Annotated in this window: 19 protein-coding genes, 1 tRNA gene and 1 other RNA gene; 8 read left to right on the forward strand and 13 right to left on the reverse strand. The window is 43.8% G+C overall.

From position 1 onward, the window contains the following. Positions 1-52: 52 nt before the first annotated feature. Together bchB and B9G53_RS20235 are read right to left on the reverse strand one after the other, a co-directional pair. Positions 53-1,744 (reverse strand): ferredoxin:protochlorophyllide reductase (ATP-dependent) subunit B, encoded by a 1,692-nt coding sequence (bchB, locus tag B9G53_RS20230; protein WP_094535274.1) that lies wholly within the window; start codon positions 1,742-1,744, stop codon positions 53-55. Positions 1,745-1,806: 62 nt separating this feature from the next. Beyond that, positions 1,807-3,087, reverse strand: a complete 1,281-nt coding sequence (locus tag B9G53_RS20235) for a ferredoxin:protochlorophyllide reductase (ATP-dependent) subunit N (RefSeq protein WP_094535275.1) — start codon at positions 3,085-3,087, stop codon at positions 1,807-1,809. 414 nt (positions 3,088-3,501) lie between these two features. Here B9G53_RS20235 and B9G53_RS20240 point away from each other — a divergent pair, with 414 nt between their 5' ends. The 3 genes from B9G53_RS20240 to B9G53_RS20250 all read left to right on the forward strand — a co-directional run bounded on the left by B9G53_RS20240 (position 3,502) and on the right by B9G53_RS20250 (position 4,769). Next, complete coding sequence (locus tag B9G53_RS20240; protein WP_094535276.1) at positions 3,502-4,242, forward strand: DUF554 domain-containing protein; 741 nt, start codon at positions 3,502-3,504, stop codon at positions 4,240-4,242. Between the two features lie 151 nt (positions 4,243-4,393). Then, a non-coding RNA gene (gene ssrS / locus B9G53_RS20245) (6S RNA) lies at positions 4,394-4,580 on the forward strand. A gap of 115 nt (positions 4,581-4,695) precedes the next feature. Next, positions 4,696-4,769 (forward strand) — tRNA-Met (locus tag B9G53_RS20250). A gap of 39 nt (positions 4,770-4,808) precedes the next feature. Here B9G53_RS20250 and B9G53_RS20255 read toward each other — a convergent pair. The 5 genes from B9G53_RS20255 to psbU form a co-directional block, all read right to left on the reverse strand. Beyond that, on the reverse strand, positions 4,809-5,087 hold the full coding sequence (locus B9G53_RS20255; protein WP_094535277.1) for a hypothetical protein: 279 nt from the start codon (positions 5,085-5,087) through the stop codon (positions 4,809-4,811). A 17-nt stretch (positions 5,088-5,104) separates the two neighbouring features. Beyond that, complete coding sequence (locus tag B9G53_RS20260) at positions 5,105-6,490, reverse strand: PP2C family protein-serine/threonine phosphatase (RefSeq protein ID WP_094535278.1); 1,386 nt, start codon at positions 6,488-6,490, stop codon at positions 5,105-5,107. Between the two features lie 134 nt (positions 6,491-6,624). Continuing rightward, positions 6,625-8,313, reverse strand: a complete 1,689-nt coding sequence (gene ftsY, locus B9G53_RS20265) for a signal recognition particle-docking protein FtsY (protein ID WP_094535279.1) — start codon at positions 8,311-8,313, stop codon at positions 6,625-6,627. Between the two features lie 202 nt (positions 8,314-8,515). Continuing rightward, positions 8,516-8,866, reverse strand: coding sequence for a hypothetical protein (locus tag B9G53_RS20270; RefSeq protein ID WP_094535280.1), 351 nt, complete (start codon positions 8,864-8,866; stop codon positions 8,516-8,518). Between the two features lie 176 nt (positions 8,867-9,042). Beyond that, complete coding sequence (gene psbU / locus B9G53_RS20275) at positions 9,043-9,426, reverse strand: photosystem II complex extrinsic protein PsbU (RefSeq protein WP_094535281.1); 384 nt, start codon at positions 9,424-9,426, stop codon at positions 9,043-9,045. A gap of 326 nt (positions 9,427-9,752) precedes the next feature. Here psbU and B9G53_RS20280 point away from each other — a divergent pair, with 326 nt between their 5' ends. Next, positions 9,753-11,345 (forward strand): NAD(P)H-quinone oxidoreductase subunit 4, encoded by a 1,593-nt coding sequence (locus tag B9G53_RS20280; protein WP_094535282.1) that lies wholly within the window; start codon positions 9,753-9,755, stop codon positions 11,343-11,345. A 313-nt stretch (positions 11,346-11,658) separates the two neighbouring features. Continuing rightward, positions 11,659-13,869 (forward strand): polyphosphate kinase 1, encoded by a 2,211-nt coding sequence (ppk1, locus tag B9G53_RS20285; protein ID WP_094535283.1) that lies wholly within the window; start codon positions 11,659-11,661, stop codon positions 13,867-13,869. A gap of 219 nt (positions 13,870-14,088) precedes the next feature. Here the strand turns inward: ppk1 and B9G53_RS20290 are convergent, their stop codons facing one another. From B9G53_RS20290 to B9G53_RS20300, 3 genes are all read right to left on the reverse strand, one after another. Then, the gene (locus tag B9G53_RS20290) at positions 14,089-14,661 is read right to left on the reverse strand and encodes a Uma2 family endonuclease (protein ID WP_094535284.1); all 573 of its coding nucleotides are present in this window, start codon (positions 14,659-14,661) and stop codon (positions 14,089-14,091) included. Positions 14,662-14,768: 107 nt separating this feature from the next. Then, positions 14,769-15,707 carry a biotin synthase BioB gene (bioB, locus tag B9G53_RS20295; protein ID WP_094535285.1) on the reverse strand — a complete coding sequence of 313 codons (939 nt, stop codon included), beginning with the start codon at positions 15,705-15,707 and terminating at the stop codon, positions 14,769-14,771. 157 nt (positions 15,708-15,864) lie between these two features. Continuing rightward, positions 15,865-16,992 carry a glycosyltransferase family 1 protein gene (locus tag B9G53_RS20300; RefSeq protein ID WP_094535286.1) on the reverse strand — a complete coding sequence of 376 codons (1,128 nt, stop codon included), beginning with the start codon at positions 16,990-16,992 and terminating at the stop codon, positions 15,865-15,867. 317 nt (positions 16,993-17,309) lie between these two features. Between B9G53_RS20300 and lysS the strand changes: the two genes are divergently transcribed. From lysS to hypE, 3 genes are all read left to right on the forward strand, one after another. Continuing rightward, positions 17,310-18,911, forward strand: coding sequence for a lysine--tRNA ligase (gene lysS / locus B9G53_RS20305; RefSeq protein WP_094535287.1), 1,602 nt, complete (start codon positions 17,310-17,312; stop codon positions 18,909-18,911). A 105-nt stretch (positions 18,912-19,016) separates the two neighbouring features. Beyond that, positions 19,017-20,114, forward strand: coding sequence for a metal ABC transporter solute-binding protein, Zn/Mn family (locus tag B9G53_RS20310; RefSeq protein ID WP_369683010.1), 1,098 nt, complete (start codon positions 19,017-19,019; stop codon positions 20,112-20,114). Positions 20,115-20,282: 168 nt separating this feature from the next. Next, the gene (hypE, locus tag B9G53_RS20315; RefSeq protein WP_094535289.1) at positions 20,283-21,341 is read left to right on the forward strand and encodes a hydrogenase expression/formation protein HypE; all 1,059 of its coding nucleotides are present in this window, start codon (positions 20,283-20,285) and stop codon (positions 21,339-21,341) included. A 150-nt stretch (positions 21,342-21,491) separates the two neighbouring features. On the opposite strand, the gene B9G53_RS20320 is transcribed toward hypE, so the two are convergent. The 3 genes from B9G53_RS20320 to B9G53_RS20325 form a co-directional block, all read right to left on the reverse strand. After that, entirely contained in the window at positions 21,492-22,142 is a 651-nt protein-coding gene (locus tag B9G53_RS20320) for a phosphoribosyltransferase (RefSeq protein WP_094535290.1), read from the reverse strand. Between the two features lie 118 nt (positions 22,143-22,260). After that, positions 22,261-22,437: a hypothetical protein gene (locus tag B9G53_RS27565; protein ID WP_176453289.1), complete on the reverse strand. Its 177-nt coding sequence runs from the start codon at positions 22,435-22,437 to the stop codon at positions 22,261-22,263. Positions 22,438-22,542: 105 nt separating this feature from the next. Continuing rightward, positions 22,543-23,129 (reverse strand): transposase (locus B9G53_RS20325; RefSeq protein WP_217901637.1); only part of this gene is annotated, 587 nt, incomplete at its 5' end.

The following is a 23,129-nucleotide window of genomic DNA, read 5'->3' on the forward strand; positions in this document are numbered from 1 at the left end:
TAAAACTAATTATATTAATAAACTTCCATTGGGCGCAAAGCGCCCAAATCCATTACTTACCGATCGCTGCTTTTGCTTCGTAGAGAGTTTCTACGGTGATCGAAGTGATACCGCGATCGCTAGCAAATTTCTCAGTATTGCGCTTGATTTTGCCGCGTACAAAGAAGGGAATCTTCTTTAACTCAGCTTCACCGTCAGCGCTCCAAGTAATTCCTTGCAAATCTTGAGTTACTTCCACAGTCGTAAGAACGGCTTGATTAGCAGCACCTGTCGATGCGAGAGCGATCGCTTCTCCCACTGACTCAGTCGTCAATGTTTCGCGGCGATTCTCCTGTGATGGCGCAGTATGCAGATGGCTCATATGACCTTCCGCAAACTCGAAGTCTTCACGGAACATCCCAATCAAATGCTCCTCTAGACCCATCATCAAAGGATGCACCCAGCCATCAAAAATCACATTCGCTCCTTCCCAACCCATTTGCGGTGAGTAACGGGCAGGCACATCTTGAACGTGGATTGGTGCAGAAATTACCGCGCAAGGGATACCCAAGCGTTTGGCAATATGTCGTTCCATCTGAGTGCCAAGCACTAGTTCTGGAGCGGCTTCAGCAACCTTAGCTTCTACGGCAAGATAATCATCACTAATTACGGCTTCGAGTCCGTGCTTTTTCGCCACTTCGCGTACTTCTCGCGCAAATTCACGGCTATAGGTTCCAATACCAACAAGGGTAAATCCCAATTCTTCCGTAGCAATTCTTGCTGCGGCAAGAGCGTGAGTTGCATCACCAAAGATGAACACGCGCTTACCCGTTAGATAAGTGGAGTCAACCGATCTCGAGTACCAAGGAAGACGAGAAGCATTAGCTTCAGCAGCCGATGATACTCGCGCAGCGTCCCAGTTTCCTAAAGTATCGGACTGCGATCGCTCTAGAGCTTGGCTCACATCAATATCCGCGACCCTACCAATTTCGGCAATAAAGTCACGAGTTGCACCCACACCGATTGGCACTGTCTTCACGACTGGTTGGGCAAAATTGCGGGTCAGCCAAGTACAAGTGGTGAGTGCAATCTCAGGATAGAGGCAAATATTAAAATCAGCATCGGGAATCCGCATTAAGTCAGCAGGTGTCGCGCCCATCGGAGCAACTACATTCACATCAACACCGATTTCTCCAAGTAACTTAATTACTTCGCGAATATCATCGCGACACCTAAAGCCCAATGCTGTTGGACCAATGATATTTGCTTTTGGACGAATATGCGAATCGCGCTTCGGTCTTGGTGTATTTGGTGCAGGGACAATAGGCAAAAGTAAAGTACGGACTAGGTGATATAGAGTTTCGCTAGCGCCCCAATTTTCTTTTTTAGAATAAGCTGGCAATTCTAAGCTGACGATCGGAATTGGTATGCCCATGCCTTTGGCGAGAGAACCTGGTTGATCTTGAATCAACTCAGCAGTGCAACTTTCCCCAACTAACATTACTTGAGGCTTAAATCTCTCATAGGCATCACGTACTGAAGTCTTGACCATCTCCGCAGTATCACCACCTAGATCACGAGCTTGAAAAGTCGTATAGGTTACAGGCGGGCGGCGATCGCGTCGCTCGATCATCGTAAACAGCAGATCGGCGTAAGTGTCGCCCTGTGGTGCGTGAAGTACATAATGCACTCCTTCCATACTAGTTGCAATTCGCATCGCTCCCACATGGGGAGGACCTTCGTAAGTCCAGAGGGTTAATTCCATAAGTTATATATCAATGAGTTAAAAAATAAATGTAATTTGTAGAGCGCAAAGCGCTCTACAAATTACACCGTTAATCTTCTGCGTCTCTCAAGTGGACGGGCAAACAATTCTGCTAAGTCGGCAGCTTGGTCGTAACCGTGAATCGGTGAAAACACTAATTCGATTGACCATTTAGTTGCCATACCTTCAGCTTCCAGAGGGTTGGCAAGTCCTAAACCACAGACGGTAATATCAGGTCTAGCTTCACGACAGCGATCTAGCTGCTTTTCCACATCTTGACCTTCCGAGAGAGCCGTACCCGCAGGCAAAAGGTTGATTTCACTATCCATCAAAAGGCGATCAATATAGGGAGTGCCAACTTCGACTAGCTCCATGCCACATTCTCTAGACAGAAATCGCGCTAGAGGAATTTCTAACTGTGAGTCGGGGAATAGAAATGCTTTTCGACCTGTCAGGGCTTGACGATAGCGCTCTAAGGCAATTTTGCCACGGCTCACAGAAGGGGCGATCGCCTGTTCAAATTGGTCATCAGCAATATTCCAAGCATCAGCCGCAGTCTTTAACCATGAAGTCGTCCCTTCGATCCCAAAAGGATAGGGCGATGGTAATAGGGTTGCGCCCCGAGCAATCAGCGATCGCACAGTTTCGCTTAAAAATGGCTGTGCTAGTAGTAATTTCGTACCTTTACCAATGGGCGGTAAATTTGCCGCACGACGAGGCGGAAAGAAATAAACAGGACCAATGCCCATCTTGTCAAATAGTCTCTGAAACTGGTCTTCCACCACATCCGCAAGGCTACCAACCACCATTAGGCTCGGTTCATCTTGGCTACGTGGCAATACGGGAACCATTGATCCCAGACAAGCATCTTCACCCTGAGTGAATGTGGTTTCAATGCCACTGCCAGAATAATTCAGGATTCTAACTTTTGGGAAGAATCTCTGATTCATGCGTTCGGCAGCTTTGGCTAGATCAAGCTTAATAACCTCAGAGGGACATGATCCCACTAAGAACAAAGTACCAATATCAGGGCGACGCTCTAATAACTGATCGACGACACGATCAAGTTCTTCGTTAGCATCGGCAAGCCCAGCCAGATCTCGTTCGCCGAGAATTGCTGTGCCAAATCTTGGTTCGGCGAAAATCATCACACCTGCTGCTGATTGGATCAAATGGGCGCAGGTACGAGAACCGACTACCAGAAAAAAAGCATCCTGCATTTTGCGATGTAGCCAAACGATCCCCGTCAAGCCACAAAACACCTCTCTTTGTCCCCGTTCCTTAAGTACGGGAATATCAGCAGTAATTTTGACAGGTAATTCTACGCAAGGCTCTAGAGCCATGTTTTGCTCTCCTTTTGGGCTAAATCCCTAGTTTTTCTTAAAAGGCTAAGCCCTAATTCTGAAAGGGCTAGCCGATGTTTGCTGTCAAAAATGCGCGATCGCAACGCGATCAATGAGTTAATTCTCTTTACTATATTTAGTAAAACCAAGAGACTGGTTAAAAAGTTGCAAAGGTTTACAGGAGTATAAGGATCTACAATCCTTAAATTATGCGAAATTATGCGAATTCTACCCCCTTCCCACCTAAAAAACAGACGTTATTTAAAGTCAATAATTGATGGAGTGGGGCTTTGCCATACGCCATCAATTATTGACTACGAAGGGAGTATGGGAATCTTAAGTAAATATACTTACATTGCAATTTTGCTCAGAAATTCTATGACTTGCTCATCAGCACAAAATAACCGTAACTAAATGCTAGATTTTTGGACTAAAACCAGTGGGACTTGGATTAATGTTTTGGCGATCGCCTGCGGCACATTTCTAGGACTTATTCTACGCGGTCGTTTTCTCTCTCAAGTTTTACCCATTCTCAAACAAGCGATCGGGTTAATCACCATATTTGTCAGCATAAACATGGCAAATAGCTTACTTAAGATTAAAGCTGGCGCTTTAGATGGCGTGATTCTATCGCTGATTGCCTTAATCATTGGTGGCGTAATTGGTGAATTAGGGCAGATCGAGAAACGTTTAGAAGCGGTTGGCGATTGGTTAAAAGCGAAATTTAAGGGCAAAGGTAAGTTTACAGAAGGGTTTGTTGCGGCAAGTCTTTTGTTCTGTATTGGACCAATGGCAATTATTGGCAGCCTCAATAACGGACTCAGAGGCGAAGATAATCTTTTGGTTCTCAAGTCGGCTCTAGATGGATTTATTTCGATTGTATTTGCTAGCACCTATGGAATCGGTGTTGGATTCTCGGCTTTGCCCGTGGCTCTATATCAAGGCAGTCTATCTTTGCTTGCAGGAAATTTAGCGCAAAGTTTACCAGATCCTGCTAATGCTCAGCCTGTACTAATCATTACGGGAGTTGGTGGCTTAATGCTTTTGGGGCTAGGCTTAAACTTGTTAGAACTCGCTAAAGTCAGAGTTGCATCTTTTTTACCAGCTTTAGCGATCGCGCCATTAGTTTACTGGCTAGCAGATAGTCTTCAATAATTCCAGCGCCTGCGGTGCTGGAAACACCAAAATCAGTTTTTTGAAAGTCAGCCGTTGGCTGACTTTCAAAAAACCGATTTTTATAATGAGAGTTTCTAGGTGCTTTGCACTTTTCCTATTTTGTTGGTTTAGATTGCTATAATTGAGTCAAGCTCCTCTGTGGCGTGCGTGACTACCGATAATGTGTCTTGATCGATAATTGTTTTCTAGGAGTCTTCGTAATCTCGGCCGCAGTAAACCAGACTTGCATCTGGGAACTTAAGTTAGGCTGAGAGCCAAGCCTCCACCTGGTTTTACCGGGTCAAACAACTGAGGTAAGACGGCGTTGCGGAGGGGTGAAAAACCAAAGTTTTTTAAAAATGGCTCTGTGCAATGCACAGAGCCATTTTTAAAAAACTTTGAAAAAGTGCTTGCGTTCCTATCAAACCATGCTATATTAGATAAGCGAAACAACGCGGGGTAGAGCAGCCTGGTAGCTCGTCGGGCTCATAACCCGAAGGTCGATGGTTCAAATCCGTCCCCCGCCATTAACAAAAAAAGCTGCACAAAGTGCAGCTTTTTTTGTTCTAAGCGTTGGTGATACTTCTGAATAGATATCCAACTACTACACCAATAATCAGCGCCCAAATTTGACCAGTTTTTACAAAATTATTCCAACCTTTTCCTAAATCTCCCATTACATCCTGCTTAAATTGTTGGGCTAGTAAATCCATATTGATATGTGAGTTCAGATCCGCAATATTGAAATGTAAATTGCTAGGAACATCGATCGCTGAAAGATGAAATGATAAGTCAGCGCTAGTCACACTAGTCAGCAAATGCTGGGCTTGGGATAAGTCAAACATAATATTTTAGTCTTGGGTTAATTTACTAGAGCTTTGTCTTTTATGTGCAGAACCACAAGGGTCATGTCATCAGTATGAGTATGCCCTTCTCCAATAAAGTTTTGCACTTCTTGGAAGATGTAGTCAAGAATCATCTGGGGGCGAGTTACATCATCAGATAAGGGAAAGCAATTTTGACAAGCCCAGTCTAGGGCTTTGCGGAGATTTTCTTCGTCAAAGCGATCTCCTTCTGGACTGGCTGCTTCTGTAAAGCCATCGGTGTAATAGATGACCACATCGCCTGAATTTAGGCGAGTGCTACCCTCTTCATACTTTGACCCCGCCTCTAAGCCAATCAAAGCGCCCATGGTGTCGAGGGCATGAACAGATCGGGTCTTAGCTCGCCAATGCAAGGCGGGAGTATGCGCGGCATTACTGAAAGAAAGGATCTGAGTTTCGGGATCATATTCCGAATAAAACATAGTCACAAAGCGATGAGATTTCTCCAAATCCTCATACATCACTTCATTGAGATGTTCCAAAATTTTGCTAGGAGAATGGTTGTTTAGAACTTCAGCCCGTAACATCCCCCTTGTCATGGTCATAATCAAACCTGCGGGAACCCCTTTGCCCATGACATCACCAACCACAAAACTCCAGCGATCGCCTTTTTGCATCGGGATAAAGTCATAATAGTCGCCACCCACTCGGCTAGCTGTAGAGCAACGCGCTGAGATCTCAATGCCTTGAATCTTGGGACAGTTGCGCGGTAAGAGTTGGCGTTGGATTTCTGCGCCGATCTCCATCTCCCGATCTTGCCGCTCTTTTTTGATTAATTCGGTAGTGAGTTCATGATTTTCTAAGCCTACTGAGGTTTGATCGGCAACAAGGCGCATCAAAGTACGCTTGTTATCTGTCCAAATATAATCAGGTTTGCGGCTAAAAATATAAAGACGACCCCGCACCGCATTTTTGACTAAAACTGATGTGCCGTACAAATGGACATCTGCACCTAGGTAACGGCTGACCATCTCATCAAGAGCGGTTGGACTGCCTGTTAAAACCTGTTGGATGGCTCGTTCGATCGCTGTTCTAACTTGTTGGGCTTTCATGCCGCCTTGATTGCGCTCAGGACAATGCAAAGACTCTAGGCGCATTTGTCCACTTGCCTTAAATAAAATTAGCGCACCACCATCGGAGTCAGTCACACGACTGGCAATTAAAGGGATTAATTCTAAAAATTGGTTGAGGTTACTAAAGCTGCGGAGAGCGTAACCCAAAAAGCTCAGCAGCTCATGGATTTTATTTTGATCCTGACTCATCCGTCTGAGCAGGTCTTTGAGATCTTTCATCACCATCACAGAGGCATTGTCTATGTCCTGTGCTGGGAGCGATCTGTTTCTAGGTGGCAATGATAGAGACATACCAATGCTGCAACGCTAGGTGGTTTGAATGAAAGCTAATTTAGTCAAACAGTGTAGCCTTAGTTGGACAGAAATTAACAAACGATTTCAGGAATTTTCTAAAAGTATTTTGGCGGCGCGAAGCACCGCCAAAACTAGTTACTCAATAATGCTTCGACAAATTCATAGCTTGAAAAAGGGCGTAAATCTTCAATTCCTTCACCAGCACCAATAAATCTAATCGGTAAACCAAGTTGTTGCACTACAGCGATCGCCACACCACCCTTTGCCGTGCCATCAAGCTTGGTGAGGATCACACCTGTGATCCCTGCGGACTGAGCAAAAACTTCGGCTTGTTTAAGTCCATTTTGTCCAAGGGTAGAATCTAGCACTAGCAAAGATTCGATTTTGGCATTGGCGGATTTTTTATCGACGATGCGGCGAATTTTGCTGAGTTCTTCCATCAGATTTTTCTTGTTTTGCAGTCGGCCAGCAGTATCGACCAGCAATAACTCAGTGCCTCTGGCTTGAGCCGCGCTAATCGCATCAAAGACAACGGCAGCGGGATCGGCATTTTGGGCTGGGTTGCAAATTACATCTACATTCGATCTTTGTCCCCAACTCTTGACCTGCTCAACCGCAGCAGCGCGGAAAGTATCGGCAGCAGCAATCAGGGTTTTATAACCAGATTTCACACTGAGATGCGACAGTTTACCGATCGTCGTCGTCTTACCAGCACCATTTACGCCAGTGATCAACCAAATATTTAGTTGATTCTTTTCGGGAATCAACATAGGGATCGGTTCGCCGCCTTTCTGTGCTGATACATCAAGCATCTCGCGCAAAATTTGCTTGAGATAGGCGATCGCTTCTTCTGGTGGCAAAACTTCTTTGCGGAGTTTGTCTTGGAGCTTGGCAATAATTTGATCGGTTGCCTTAACGCCAACATCGGCTTGTAAGAGCAAAGCCTCAATATCATCAACAGAATCGGCACTGAGAGGACCTTGTCCGACGATCGCCTTTAGTTGATTAACCAACGATAATCGAGTTTTATCTAAGCCTTGTCGTAACCGATTCAGCCATGTGATCTCTTCAACAGAAATTTCTTCGGGGCGACGACCTTGGGAGGCGAGGACTTCGGCTGACCAGATGAAATCATCATCAAACTTGATGGTGGCTTTGCGTCTAGAAGTAACAACAGGTTTAACTTCTGGCTCTGGCTCAACGATCGCCGTGGCTTCGAGAGCGGCAATACGGGCTTGGCGATCGCTTTCGGACTGCATCCAAAAAGGGACAGTCTCAGGTTCAGTCTCAGAAGTAATTTCCTCTAAGATAACGGGTTCAGCGATCGCTGTTTCGACAAATGTAGTTGATGCGTTTAGTAATTCTAATGATGATTCAGATGCGATCGGCTCGATAGGTTCAGCAATTTCGGGCTGCGATTCAACAATTTCTAATGTAGGTTCAACAACCTGAACTTCAGGCTCGGCAATTTCTGGTTCAGTAACCTTAGCTTCAAGCTCAGTAATTTCTGACTCATTAACTCTAACTTCAGGCTCTGTAGTTTCTGGTTCAGTAATTTCTGAATCACTAACCTTAGCTTCAGGCTCAGTAATTTCTGGCTCAGTAATTTCTGGCTCAGAGGATTCGGCTTGTTGCTGCACATTGGCATAGGCAGCCTTTGCCCAATTTAATAAATCTTGTGATGCTGGCGATGCGATCGGGCTAGTATCTTCAACAGGTGTAGATTCAGGTGTTTTTTCTTCAGTTTGGGGTGACTCTACAGATTGGTTATTCGCATCTTTGTCATCATCAAACTTACGCCGAAACCAGTTAAACACCATACTAATACCCTTACGCCATGATTGAATCTATATTCAATGATTTTTTAGAGAGCTTCGTCATCTTCTAAAAATTATTGAATATGTGGTCAACTTACTAGGATAGTTTACGGTGTATAGGTTATTAGTACTAAATCAGATCTAGACGGTTTTCCGAAATCCATAAAAAAGAAGCAACGCAATGCGTTGCTTCTTTTTTATGGATTTATTTCTTTTTGATATCTTTTGCCATATTGAGAAAGATATCCATACTCGAATCTACGCGAGTGTTGATCTTTGGCTCAAATGTAGATTGCGGAGTTGATTCAGAAACATTGCTGTTAGAAACATTAATTTCAGAGCCTTCAGTTTTATCAGTTGCTGATATGATTTCTGTGATTTCAGCGCCTTTGACACCGTTAACAGTTGGGAATGTCTTTCTGACAGCCTTAGGTGTCCGCATGTAATCAATGTTACCAAAGGTTTTGGCGGAATCTTCATCAAGAAAATAAGCCGATTCTGTGCTTTCAGAATCCTCTTTTTTATCTTTCTTGCCAAATAAGCCGAAAAGAGCCATGTATTTATACCTACTTTTCTAAAATTGGGTTGAATTTATTTTTTTATTGCGATGTGTAACATTTTAGCAACATACCGTGCAATAGCGATCGCGATGATTTTCAACATTTTCAACAATAAAAAAAGCAGCACTAAGTGCTGCTTTTTTTTGATTTGTGGCGCAAAGCGCCTCTTTACTTACAATCTGTAGTTAGCGTTGTTAATCCGCTCACGCCCCATAGACTCATCAGGCTTTTTAAGGGTGAACTTGTCAGCATTTGCTTTGATCAGTTCTTTTTGTGATTCATTTAAACCATCAATTTCTAGCACCTCATTTAGCGATTTGTAAGGCGCATTTTCAATGATGATTCGACCTAAGGTTGGATACATACCACGTACTTGACGGAAAGTGTTGATATTAGCGTTGTTCAGGTCGATTTTGCTAAGATCTTGTGTGTAAAAATTGGTAGCAGGTAATTCTTCGGCAAATGCAGAGTTACTGCCAAAAGAACCTAAAAAGCCAGTTGTCCAAATTGACGCGATCGCCACTAATAAAACAGAAAAGCGTATAAGTGCTTTCATGCCTAAAATCTCTCTATTAAAAAAATAATTTATTCACTTTCGAGATTAGCAGAAAATTGGAAACCCAAAACCTTAGGGCTTGCAAATAAAGTATATGTAAATAATTGTTTCTATTTGTTAACTTTCCTTCACAAATTCTTACCTAGATTTTAAACCAACAAAAATTTCTTGAAGTCTTACACTATAACGATCCCAGCCTGAAATCTTAAATTTATGGTGATCGCCTAGGTTTAAGTAACTATAAACAACTACAGAGTCGGTAAGTGACCATAGGTAAAATGACTGTCTAGAAAATGGGTGGGTAATTACAACGGTTACTTTTGAATATGTTAAGTCTCGAAAACTTCCCTTGGCTCACGTTTATCATTGCCTTTCCCATAGTTATGTCCCTCGTGGTTGCCTTTGTCCCAGACAAAGGTGACGGCAAAACCATTCGTTGGTTTGCGCTCGTAGTCGGACTGATTGACTTTGCGGCGATCGCCTATGCTTTCTGCACAAAGTATGACTACAGCAACCCCAACCTCCAACTCGTTGAGAGTTATTCGTGGGTTCCGCAACTGGGGCTAAATTGGTCAGTGGGCGTTGATGGACTTTCGATGCCTTTGGTCTTGCTGACTGGATTTATCACCACATTAGCAACCTTGGCAGCTTGGCCCGTCACTCTGAAGCCACGCTTATTTTATTTTTTATTGCTCTCAATGTATGGCGCACAGATTGCCGTATTCGCTGTACAGGATATGCTGCTGTTTTTCCTAACATGGGAACTAGAGCTAATTCCTGTGTACCTATTACTGTCAATCTGGGGAGGCTATAAGCGACTATATGCTGCCACCAAGTTTATTCTTTACACAGCGATCGGCTCACTCTTTATCCTTGTCGCTGGGCTTGCCATGGCATTCTATGGCGATACAGTCACCTTTGATATGGCGGCTCTTGCTAATAAGAACTATCCTCTCACCTTCCAATTGCTAGCCTACGGTGCATTCTTGATTTCCTACGGAGTCAAGTTACCGATTTTTCCTTTGCATACATGGCTACCCGATGCCCACGGTGAAGCTACCGCACCCGTGCATATGCTCCTTGCAGGTATTTTGCTAAAAATGGGTGGCTATGCGCTAATGCGAATGAATGCAGGCATGTTACCTGAAGCCCATGCTTACTTTGCGCCGATCTTAGTAATTTTAGGGATCGTGAATATTATTTACGCAGCGCTTACGTCTTTTGCTCAGCGCAGCCTCAAACGCAAAATTGCCTATTCATCAATCTCGCATATGGGGTTTGTGCTGATCGGTTTAGCTTCATTTACCGATCTCGGTACGAGTGGCGCAATGTTGCAAATGATCTCCCACGGACTGATTGGCGCGAGCTTATTCTTCCTCGTTGGTGCAACCTACGATCGCACGCATACCTTGATCCTTGATGAGATGGGTGGAGTCGGTCAGCAGATGCCAAAAATCTTTGCGATGTTTACCACTTGCTCCCTTGCGTCTTTGGCTTTACCGGGGATGAGTGGTTTTGTTGCCGAGGTGATGATTTTTGTCGGTTTTGCCACCAGTGATGCTTATAGCGGCACATTTAAAGTGATTGCCCTCTTGTTGATGGCAGTGGGTGTGATCTTAACGCCTGTATATCTGCTTTCAATGTTGCGCGAAATTTTCTATGGTCAAGAAAATAAAGCACTCACTTCTCATCAAGATCTCGTTGATGCTGAACCTCGTGAGGTGTTCATCATTGCTTGTCTATTGGTTCCAATTATTGGTATCGGTTTCTATCCTAAAATCGTGACTCAAATCTATGATTCGACCACGACGCAACTGGCAACGACTCTACGAGAGGCGGTTCCAGCACTAGCTAATAAACACGATAATAAACGTCTGGCAAGTCTACAATCTCAGACTTCACCAAGTTTAAGTAAATAGACTAAAGAAGGTTCGCTAAGCGAACCTTCTTTTTTTGATGATTAATGTAAGTTTTGCTTAGGACATAAAAACCAAAAGATGAGTGGCGGCGCGTAGCGTTGCCACTCATCTTTTGGTTTTTGATTTGTACTAGCTATCTCTTGTGTTGCTATATCTTGGAGAATCCGTAAATAATCAAGGGTGATGCTTTGCATCACCCTTGATTATTTATTTGGGGTTATTTTGGAGAAGTGTTTAAGCTCACATAGCAATGACCTATACTTCGGTAATCTAGTAGATAACTGATTTTACGCAAGATGATAGATTTGCTCCTATGACCAGAACAAAAAAAGATTTAGTTAAGAAAGATGTAGATAGTTCTCCAGAAGAAGTTGACATAATCGAAACGACTATGGCATCGGTAGAAATCTCAGAATCTTTGCCAGAGAATCCAGAGACAATTGGTAAGCGAGATGCAAAGCCCGTCGATCGCTCCATGTATTTTTTTAATCGTGAACTAAGCTGGGTTGCCTTTAATAAAAGGGTTCTAAGTGAAGGCATTGACTCGCGGACACCCCTACTAGAACGAGCTAAATTTTTCGCAATCTTTAGTACCAACCTTGATGAGTTTTTCATGGTTAGAGTTGCAAGGGTGAAGAAAAAGTTTGCGGAGCAGATGGACATTATTTCCGATGATGGGCTGAGTCCAGAACAGCAGTTGCAAGTAATTCGGGAAGCGCTTGTGCCATTGATCACGATGCAACATGAGTTTTTTGAGAATACCCTGCGTCCAGAGTTACACAGTCATGGAGTAAAACTCTTAGACTACAAAGATATCGATAAGAAACATCAGCGCTATCTCAAAACCTATTTTCAAGAGAAGTTATTTCCCGTACTCACACCTTTAGCCGTCGATCCTGCCCATCCATTCCCTTACATCTCTAACCTGAGTTTAAATTTAGTCGTGATTGTAAGCGATCGCGAAACGAAGGAAAAGAACTTTGCGCGGGTGAAAGTACCCAATGTATTGCCAAGGTTTGTCAAAATCCCTGAGACCGATGATCATACCTTTGTACCTTTGGAACAGGTAATTGCCCATAACCTTGATGCGTTATTTCCGGGAATGGAGATTCTCAGTTATTATCCATTTCGGATTACCCGTGATGCCGAACTGGACATCGAAGAAGAAGAAGCTGATGACTTGATTTCGGCTTTACAAGAAGAGTTACGCAAGCAGAAGTTTGGTCCAGTCGTGCGAATGGAAATTGCTCGTGATATCCCGCCAGAAATTCGTAAAGAGTTAATTGAGCAATTGGGGATTAGGGAAGCTGATGTATATGATATCCCTGGACTAATTGGTTTGGGTGGTCTGATGTCGCTCGCTTTTCTGCCCATGCCAGAACATCAAGATAAGCCTTGGAAATCGGTCACCCACCCACGATTGAAAGATGGATATGAGCAGGGGAAAAGTTTTTTTGAAATTATTCAAGAGGGTGATTTTCTGGTTCATCATCCCTATCAGTCCTTTACAACCACAGTACAGCGATTTATCGAAGAGGCGGCGAATGATCCTGACGTTCTAGCAATTAAGCAGACTCTATATCGAACCTCTGGAGATTCGCCAATTGTCCATGCGCTAGTAAGAGCGTCGGAGAATGGCAAGCAGGTAGCAGTATTGGTTGAGCTAAAGGCAAGATTTGATGAGGCAAATAACATTCTCTGGGCAAAGAAGTTAGAGAATTCTGGTGTGCATGTGGTCTATGGGTTAAAGAACCTCAAAACCCATACTAAGACGGCTCTAGTGGTGCGGCAAGAAGGCGATCGCCTAGTGCGTTATGTCCATATCGGTACTGGCAATTACAACCCGAAAACAGCGAGATTTTACAGTGATCTAGGTATTTTTAGCTGTAATGATGATTTGGGAGCAGATTTGACGGATTTGTTTAACTATCTCACGGGTTATTCCCGTCAGCGTGATTATCGAAAATTGCTAGTTGCTCCTGTAAATATGCGAGAGAAGTTTTTGAAGTTAATTCAACGCGAAATTGAACATCAAAAGCAAGGCTATCCTTCCTATATCATTGCCAAGATGAACTCACTAGTAGATCCTGAGATTATCTCAGCTTTATATGAGGCTTCACAAGTTGGGGTGAATATTGATCTAATCATTCGGGGAATCTGTTGTATTCGTCCCAAGGTCAAGGGCTTAAGCGATCGCATCAGGGTAATTAGTGTCATTGGGCGCTTTCTCGAACATTCACGCATCTTCTACTTCAGTAATGGAGGAGAAGAAGAGGTCTACATCGGCAGTGCTGACTGGATGCCACGAAATCTTGATGCGCGTGTTGAGGTGATTACCCCTATTGTGGAAGGCTCTCTAGTTAAAGAACTCAAGCAGATTCTCGAAATCATCCTTGCTGACAATCGCCAAGCTTGGGATCTCAAGGCAGATGGAACTTATATCCAGCGAGTCCCTAATGACGGAGAACCTGAAATGAGTTCACAAAAGCATTTCATGTCACAGGGGAGACCAGAATTTGCATAATAAAAAATGCTCCCAAAGGGAGTATTTTTTATTATGCAAATTTGTCTTGAAAGAGGATTTGGAGACCACTAGTACAAACCAAAACCCAAGAATTGAGTGGCGGCGCGAAGCGCCGCCACTCAATTCTTGGGTTTTATGTCCTAAGCAAAACTTGCTTTGCTATAAATCCAGTCAGGGTTTTAAAACCACAAAATGGCTACGCCATTTTGTGGTTTGGTATTAAGTATATTTTTCTTCAAAAGCGGTCATAGCATCTAATTGCGAATCCATCAACAAACATTGTTCTAAATGTTCAATATCTAAATCAGGTAACCAGACACTAGTTTTAACTTCCACATATCCGCTATTCTCTGAGCGATAAATGCTAATCTTGCCATTCTGCCAGAACCAAACTTCTGGTACTCCTAGCAATTGATATTTTCTCAACTTTTTCGTGCTACCGCTTGTGACGACAATCTCGATACATAGATCGGAAATATCTTTTTCGATATCAAAATTGTAAGAAAGATCGGCTTGAAACTCTGTAGCATCTTGCAACTCTTGGGTATAGGCTCCTGTCGCCACAAACCTTATGCGTTTTAGCATAAAGTACCGACCTAGCAGCAATCCAAGCAAAGCACAGATCATTTCATGTAGCCGCCCAATACCCATTATTTCTAGTTCTCTCTCACAATAAACCATCCGCACACCACCAATTTCATCAAAGGCGGATTGCAAGGTTTTAAACTGCTTCCAAGTGACAGCCCGTTTAATGAGATATTGATTTTCTGCTTTAGCTAAAGTGTGGATCATAGCTTTACCTTTGCTGCTAGATATTGTCAGTATAATTGGTGATTGGTAATCGGTCTTGTAAGCCAATCACCAATCACCTCATCATGAAAATTTCAAGCTTTAAAGAATTATACTAACTCTTTTGGCATGATACCTAGTCTCTCAAACATTGCTGCATCATCTTGCCAGTCTGGATTTGCTGTCGTGAGTAATTTCTCACTAGAGAAGATCGAATTTGCTCCTGCAAGGAAACAGAGCGCTTGATCGGAGACACTGAGCCGATCGCGTCCTGCGGAAAGTCTTACCACAGCTTTAGGCATCAGGATTCTGGCGGTGGCTACCATCCGCACTAGCACGAGCGGATCGATCGCTGGTAGATCGCCAAAGGGAGTTCCTTCTACCGCCGATAGAGCATTAATTGGTACTGACTCTGGTTGAGGTGAGAGATTAGCGAGAGTATGCAAAAGATCAATGCGATCGCTGTCAGTCTCACCCATGCCGACAATGCCACCACAACAAACTTGAATTCCTGCTTCTGAAACATGCTGGATCGTTTCGAGGCGATCGCGGTAGGTTCGAGTTGTAATAATTTCGGGATAGAAGCTTTCGGAAGTATCAAGATTATGGTTATAGGCAGTTAATCCAGCTTTGGCTAGACGTTGAGCCTGTTCTGGGCGCAACATCCCCATAGTTACACAGGCTTCCATTCCCATTCCTGCGACGGCTTCGACCATTTGTAACACACGCTCAAACTCTTCCCCTTCAGGAGCATTGCGCCAAGCCGCCCCCATACAAAATCTGGTCGCACCATGCTGTTTTGCCTCTTCTGCTTGACTGATCACTTCGGCTAATGGCAATAGAGGATAAGTCTCTACTCCTGTGGGATAGCGAGCGCTTTGAGGACAATATTTACAATCTTCAGGACAACGACCTGACTTAATGTTTGAGAGCGTACACATCTGGACGGCATCGGTTTGGTGGTACTGGCGATGGATCGTCTGAGCCTCAAAAACTAGAGAAAGTAAAGGGCGATGGTAAATTTCGGTAGCGAGTTCAAGGGAAATCAAGAGAGTATTTATACTTATGACATAATGATGGCGATCGCCATTGTACTGCGAAGGAATACCGCTTTAGGACGCGATCGCAATACTTCTTTAAAAACAAACCTCAAAAATTATTAATGCGGGCTATGCCCGCATTAATAATTTTTGAGGGAGTATGCCATTAATTACTTAAAACGGGTTTGCAAGCTGCGATCGTTTGCTTATAGTAGTTTTGTAACTGTCGCGTCGCTGCATCCCAACCCCATTTTTCAGCTTCTAGACGTGCTTCGATGCACATATACTCATTGCGATTTTGCAAAAGATTTTGGGCTGCCAGAGTCAAACCATTGCTGTCATTCGTCTCGAACAAATAACCATTGATCCCGTTGGTGACAATATCAGGAATACCGCCTGAATTTGCCGCAACCACAGGACAACCTGCTGCCATCGCTTCGAGCAAGACTAAGCCAAGAGTTTCCGTCCGCGATGGGAATAAAAAAGCATCGCTAGAAGCAAATGCAGAGGCAAGATCATCACCATGTAAATAACCCACAAAATTGGTATTTGTCCCTGCAAAAATTTTCTCTAACTCTTGGCGATAGGGTCCATTGCCAACTAAGGCAAGGCGACTATTGGGGATGGCATTGAGTACTGGCAAAATTTGCAGAATTTCCTTTTCTGCTGAAAGCCTGCCCACATAAAGAAATAGAGTGTCTTCAGGATGTCCTTGGGTAAGGCGCGATCGCATTTCCGCACTTTTAAACTTGGGGTGAAACTGCACCGTATCTACACCACGCTGCCACAGATCGAGGCGTTCGACACCATGCGATCGCAGTTCTTCAATCATCGCTGTTGAAGTACAAAGATTAAGAGCTGCTTGATTGTGAGTATTTTTGACTAGTTCCCACATCACACCCTCTAAAAAGCCCAAACCGTAATGCTGTAAATATTGGGGTAAATGCGTATGATAGGAAGCCATAAGTGGATAGTTCATCGATTTGGCATAGTACAGTCCTGCCATTCCCAAAATTGCAGGATTAACGATATGCACAATATCAGGTTTGAAATGTTCTAGAGCATGACCAATTGAAGGGCGCGGCAAGGCTAGTTTTAGTTCTGGATATAGTGGGAAGTCAAAGGCGGATACTCCATAAATCTCCGCACCACAATATTCTTTAAGTCCACCGTCGGGCGAAAACACCAATACTTGATTACCGAGTTTGACTAGATATTCAACGGTATATTTAAGACGAGTAACGATGCCATCAACTTTTGGCAGAAATGTCTCGGTAAATATGGCTATCCGCATAGTTATGATTGGGCGCGATCATTCGCTGTGGGCTGAGAGGATCATACTATAGTGAGCAATCTCTATAATTAAAAAAAGCGTAATTCTAGAGAGTGCGTTTCTCAGTTAAGTTGTTTGGTAGTCCTAAAAAGTTGAGGATATGCTTCGCGCAGCGCAGCCTATCCATACCCATTCAAATCCTTTCCTTTGCAGGACTACCAAAAATGGGGGGCAGAAAATTTTTAATCCTGTTAGACTAGACAAGGCGCGAAATTGTCTAGATCAGCAAGTTCATACGCCAAACTTAACTCTTGAAAGACTTTCGGATAATTACCACTATGTTTTGGGCGGATAAATTTGCAGCAGATGCAAGCGGCGATCGCATTATAGTCAACGATTCCAAAACCCCCTCTGGGCGCGTTCATGTCGGCTCATTACGAGGGGTTGTGATTCACGATGCCATTTATCGCGCCCTCAAACACGCAGGTAAACCTGTGACTTTTACCTACGGCGTTGACGACTATGACGCGCTCGACACCGTACCCCACTATTTAGATCAAGCCAAATTTGCGCCCTATCTAGGACAGCCACTCTGCAATGTTCCTTCACCTGACGAGTCAGCAGCTACCGATTACGCCAAATACTTCATGGGCGAATTTCTCGAAGTATTCGAGCATTTAGGTGTGCGCCCCGAAATCTATTACCTACGCGATCTCTACCGTTCAGGCAAGATGAATCAATATATTGATTTATTTTTGAACAACGCTCATCTGGTGCGCGAAGCCTACAAAGAAGTCAGCAAAGCCGATCGCCCATCCAATTGGTATCCCTTCCAAACCATCTGCGAAAACTGCGGCAAAATTGCAACTACCGTTGTCACTGATTACCAAGATGGCAAAGTGTTCTACACCTGCCAGCCTAAAGCAATGGAATATGTCAAAGGTTGCGGTCATACAGGCTGGGTATCGCCCTTTGATGGCAATGGTAAATTGCCTTGGAAAGTAGAATGGGTTGCTAAATGGGAAGTCGTCGGCGTATCGATTGAACTCGCTGGCAAAGACCATTCCCAAAAAGGTGGTTCTCGCGATGTGGCTAACTCTATTTGTCGCAAGGTTCTCAAAAAGAATCCACCCACCCATGCTCCCTACGAATTCATTTTGGTGAATGGAACCAAGATGAGTTCTTCTAAAGGTGTCGGTTCCAGCGCTAAGGAAATCGCCGATCTCTTACCACCCGAATTACTACGCTTCTTGATGTTGCGGACACAGCCTCGTAGTGTAATCAATTTCTCGCCGAACTACGAGACAATTACCCGTTTATTCCGTGACTACGACACTTTGATTGATAAATATCAGGCTGATACAGACAAAGACGAAAAAGCTTTAGAGGATTTAGTTCCTTTAGTCTATTCGCAATTGAATACCGATGAGCAAGTTGCAGGTTATCAAGCCTTTGATTTCAGCACTCTGATTTCACTGCTGCAAATCCCTCATCTCGATCTCGAAGTTGAAATTGCCGCCAGAAGCGCGAACCCACTCAGCGATCGCGACTGGGAAGTAGTCCGCGATCGCATCCGCGTTGGCAAAAAATGGCTGCAAGACTATGCCGATGAAGAAGAGAAACTAGTTCTTTATCTTGACTCGATGCCTGAAAAAGCAAAAGCACTCACCGCCGAACAAGTTACTTATCTTGAATCATTAGCAACTAATCTCGCTGGTGATGTTAACTGGGAAGGCGAAGAATTACAAACGCTTTTATTCAGTACTTCTAAGCAAATTGAAGTATCTCAAAAGAGTGCATTTGCCGCAGTTTATTACATTTTCCTAAATAAGGAGCGGGGGCCAAAAGCAGGAAGCTTGCTTTCTTATTTAGAGAAAGATTTTGTGATTCAGCGAATTAAAGAGGCGATCGCTTTAAATCTCACAACTAGTAGTTCATAAAAAAAAGCGGCGCAATGCGCCACCTTCACTTATTTCATTTTTGATTACCCTAAAAGATGTTATGATAATGATTATCATTTTCTTTAACAAAACATAAAAATGTCTGTGCCAAATTCTGCAAAATTGACCTCAAAGCTATTCACCAAAAAAAGCTTGAGCCTTTCTTCAGCTTTTAGTGCGGCTTTGATATCGATCGCGGCTAGTCTTGTTTCCTGCTCGATGACTACTGATGCTAATAAGCCCGTAAGTAGCCCTACTGCAACTCAAACCACTACATCCCCAGCCGCCAAAACTGCAGAACTGCCCCTAGTTGTAGCAACTAACTCCGTAGCCTGTGGTTTGGCAAGGCAAATTGCAGGGGATACGATTAATCTCAAATGTTTAATTGAGGCAGGAACCGATCCCCATATTTATCAACCTAAGCCTGAAGATCGTAAAGCGATCGACTCCGCCAAGTTAGTTATCTATGGTGGTTATGACTTTGAGCCAAGCTTGATCAAACTCATCAAAGCAAGTTCTAATACTGCCCCCAAAATAGCCGTCAATGAAGTCGCCGTACCTAGCCCTCTCATGTCAACAGAAGGGCATAGTCATGGAGATGATCACGATCATGAGAAAGAAGATAAAGCCGCCGCTAAGGAAGCCGATCCTCATGTTTGGAATAATGCTCAAAATGGTATCAAGATTGCTCAGTCAATCAGTAAGAGCCTGATAGCACTACGTCCCGATCAGGCGGAAATCTATACTAAAAACACTGCCAAACTTGTCAGCGAACTAGAACAGATCGATATTTGGATTAAGGCTCAAATTGCTACAATTCCTGAAGGCTCACGGAAGTTGATCACTACCCATGATGCTCTGGGTTACTACGCTCAAGCCTATGGGATACCTGTTGAAGGTGCTTTGAATGGAATTAGTACTGACGAACAGCCCACCCCAACTAGAGTTAAAGACCTGGTGAATGTGATCAAATCCAGTCAAGTGCCGACTATTTTTGCTGAAGTTTCGATCAATCCTAAATTGATTACCACCGTTGCTAGGGAAGCGAATGTCAAGGTGGCAGAACAGGAACTCTATGCTGATGGTCTAGGCGCAAAGGGCAGTGATGCTGAAACCTATGCAGGTATGTTGATTGCCAATACGCGCACGATTGTTGAAGGTTTAGGTGGCAAATACATTCCCTTTCAATTGAAAACGCTTTAAATATAATATCTACAGCGCAAAGCGCTGTAAAACCCAAAAGAGAATGGCGGCGCTTTGCGCCGCCATTCTCTTTTGGGAATTGAAACCCAAGCCCAGCAAGGGTTTTAAAAACACAAAATGGCGTAGCCATTTTGTGTTTTTGTATTACTAATTGTCTTGGCAAAAAATATGTCCCTAGAAAGAATATCCTGCCCGATCGCACTCCAACAATATCCACAGATTTTGTTAGCCCATGGTGGCGGCGGTAGATTAACCCACCAATTAATATCTGAGATATTTGCACCAGCCTTTGCTATGGGCGATCGCGCTCAGCAGGATGCAGCTACTTTTTTACTCCCCCAGCAAACATCATCCCAAAAATTAGCTTTCACAACTGATTCCTACGTGGTGAAACCACTATTTTTTGCAGGGGGGGATATTGGCGCTTTGGCGGTGAATGGAACCGTGAATGATTTGGCGATGATGGGGGCAAAACCCATGTATCTGAGTGCAGGTTTCATTTTGGAAGAAGGGCTGCCAATGGATATGCTGTGGCGTGTGGTGCAGTCGATGCGTCAAGCAGCGGAAGTTGCAGGTGTCCAAATTATTACAGGGGATACCAAGGTAGTTGATCGCGGTAAAGGTGATGGCATTTTTATTAATACATCAGGCATTGGTGCGATCGCGACAGATTTGGAGATTGCACCGCAATCAATTCGAGAGGGAGATGTAATTCTTTTAAATGGTGATATTGGTCGGCATGGGATTGCAATTATGGCAGCGAGAGAAGGGTTGGAATTTGAGTCAGAGATTCAGAGTGATTGCATGGCTTTGGCTGATTTGGTGATGGCTTGGCTAGAAGGTGATGTGGAAATTCATGCCATGCGTGATTTAACCCGTGGCGGCTTAGTAACATCACTGAATGAATTAGCAAGTACAGCCAATGTAAACATCACCTTAGAAGAATCAGCGATCAGGGTACGCGAAGATGTGCGAGCCGTCTGTGAAATTTTGGGACTCGATCCGCTCTATGTGGCAAACGAAGGTAGATTTGTAGCGTTTGTCCCTGCATCAGAGGTCGATAAAGCGATCGCGATTGCTTGTAAATTTCCTGAAATTGGGGGGCAGATGCAAGCGATCGGGATGGTTGGCGATCGCGGTAAATCTCTTGTATCTATGCGTTGTCAGATTGGAGTTAATCGGATTTTGAGTATGCTTAGTGGTGAGCAGTTACCTCGTATTTGCTAACTATTGAACATGAAGTCAAAAGACGAGATGCATTGCAGAGTTATAGCAACGCAAGAGATAGCTAGGACAAATCAATAAATATGAGTGGCGGCGCTTCGCGCCGCCACTCATATTTATTGATTTACTGGCGCAAGAAGAAGTGAGAGAAGCCTAGGATGCCGATAATTCGAGATTAGCAGATTGGAGATAGGATAAAGCTTCTGCGGTCGTCACTTCAGGGAAATGCCTGTAGAAGTAGCTAACGCTTACAAAAACTTCAGGACGTTCCAGCAGGATGATTTTATCGATATGGGACACGATCGCACTAGGCATTCGCAGAGGTGCAACAGGTACAGCTAGCCAGATTTCTCTGTAGGGCATGGTTTTCATGGCAGCAGCGATAACAGCGATCGTTGCGCCTGTAGCAATACCATCATCGACAAGGATCGCGGTTGTATCGGCAATCTCGACATGTGGACGGAATGGATTAAAGGCATTAAGCAGTCCATCTGCTTTGGCACGGGCATTCTGCACTGCATGTGACCATTCGCTAGGTGTGCAATATTCTTTTCCCATATCCAGCATATATCCGTCAGTAGTCACTGCACCTAGAGCCGTTTCAGGATTAGTGGGAAGTACAATTTTCTTAGCGATCGCCACATCTAGATGACATCCCAGCCGCTGTGCGATTGGTGCGGCGACGACTACTCCCCCTCGTGGAATGCCATAAACAAGCGGATTAGCAGGTTTTGCTTTGACAATCAGATCAGCTAATTGCAAACCAGCAGTATATCGATCTTCAAATAAATCAAGTACTTTCATGGAGAACTAACACCTCCTTAAGAATAGCCTTGGCTAAAATTACGCAGCAGATTCCTAATTATCTCTTCACTTCTATTATATAGCGTTAGTAGATGATGGCAGTACCCTAAGAAAGCATTTAAGAAAGCAAAGGCGCAGCAAAACGGTTGCTTTCAAGCTGGGTTATTTGGCAATGCCGAATATTTCTAAGAAGTGGACGAGGCAAGATTAAGGATTGGAAGCCGAATATGGCAAGGATGGGAAAGATCGCGATCGCTAATTTCTCCACAAAAATTGCTAAAAAAGCACATTCCATTTATCCTTTTTTACCCGAAATTTGCCTTGATGATGTTGGGATAAAACGAGGAAAAGGGGAAATATTTGTTTGCAGGTTGTAGATACTGTCTTAAGCACCAAAAAGTCAAGAGGGAATTTGGACAAAATTAGGATCGAAAGAACGCTGAGACTTGAGAACACCAAAGACCTGCCGCAATAGCTTGTGCATGACAGCACCAATGACAGACATTTTGGACTTACCCTTAGCCGTAAGGCGAGCGCAGAAAGAGGCAATCGGCGAATTATAACGACGAGCGACAATCGCAGGCATAAACAAAGCTTTACGCAAACGCGAATTACCCATTTTTGACAAGCGCGGTTTGCCATGAATCGAAGAACCAGAAGAGAACTCACGGGGAGTTAAACCAGCAAAAGCAGCTAATTGATCRGCAGTATCAAAAGCCGAAATATCACGAATTTCTGCAAGTAATACAGTTGCAGTCAGTTCCGCAATACCAGGAATAGAAGTCAACAAATCCCGTTGAGATTTCAAATGGGGATGTTGATCAAAGTGCTGACGAATCAATTTCTTGGTCATCTCAATTTGATCTTTGAGAAAATCAATGTGAGCATTAATTGCCTCGACCAAAATAGGATCAGCCGTGGCAAGACGATTCTGCTCTTGCTGCTGCATAGAGGTTAAACTGTCTAAACGATGCACCAATGCTTGGA

Source organism: Pseudanabaena sp. SR411 (genome assembly GCF_002251945.1).
GTDB lineage: Bacteria > Cyanobacteriota > Cyanobacteriia > Pseudanabaenales > Pseudanabaenaceae > Pseudanabaena.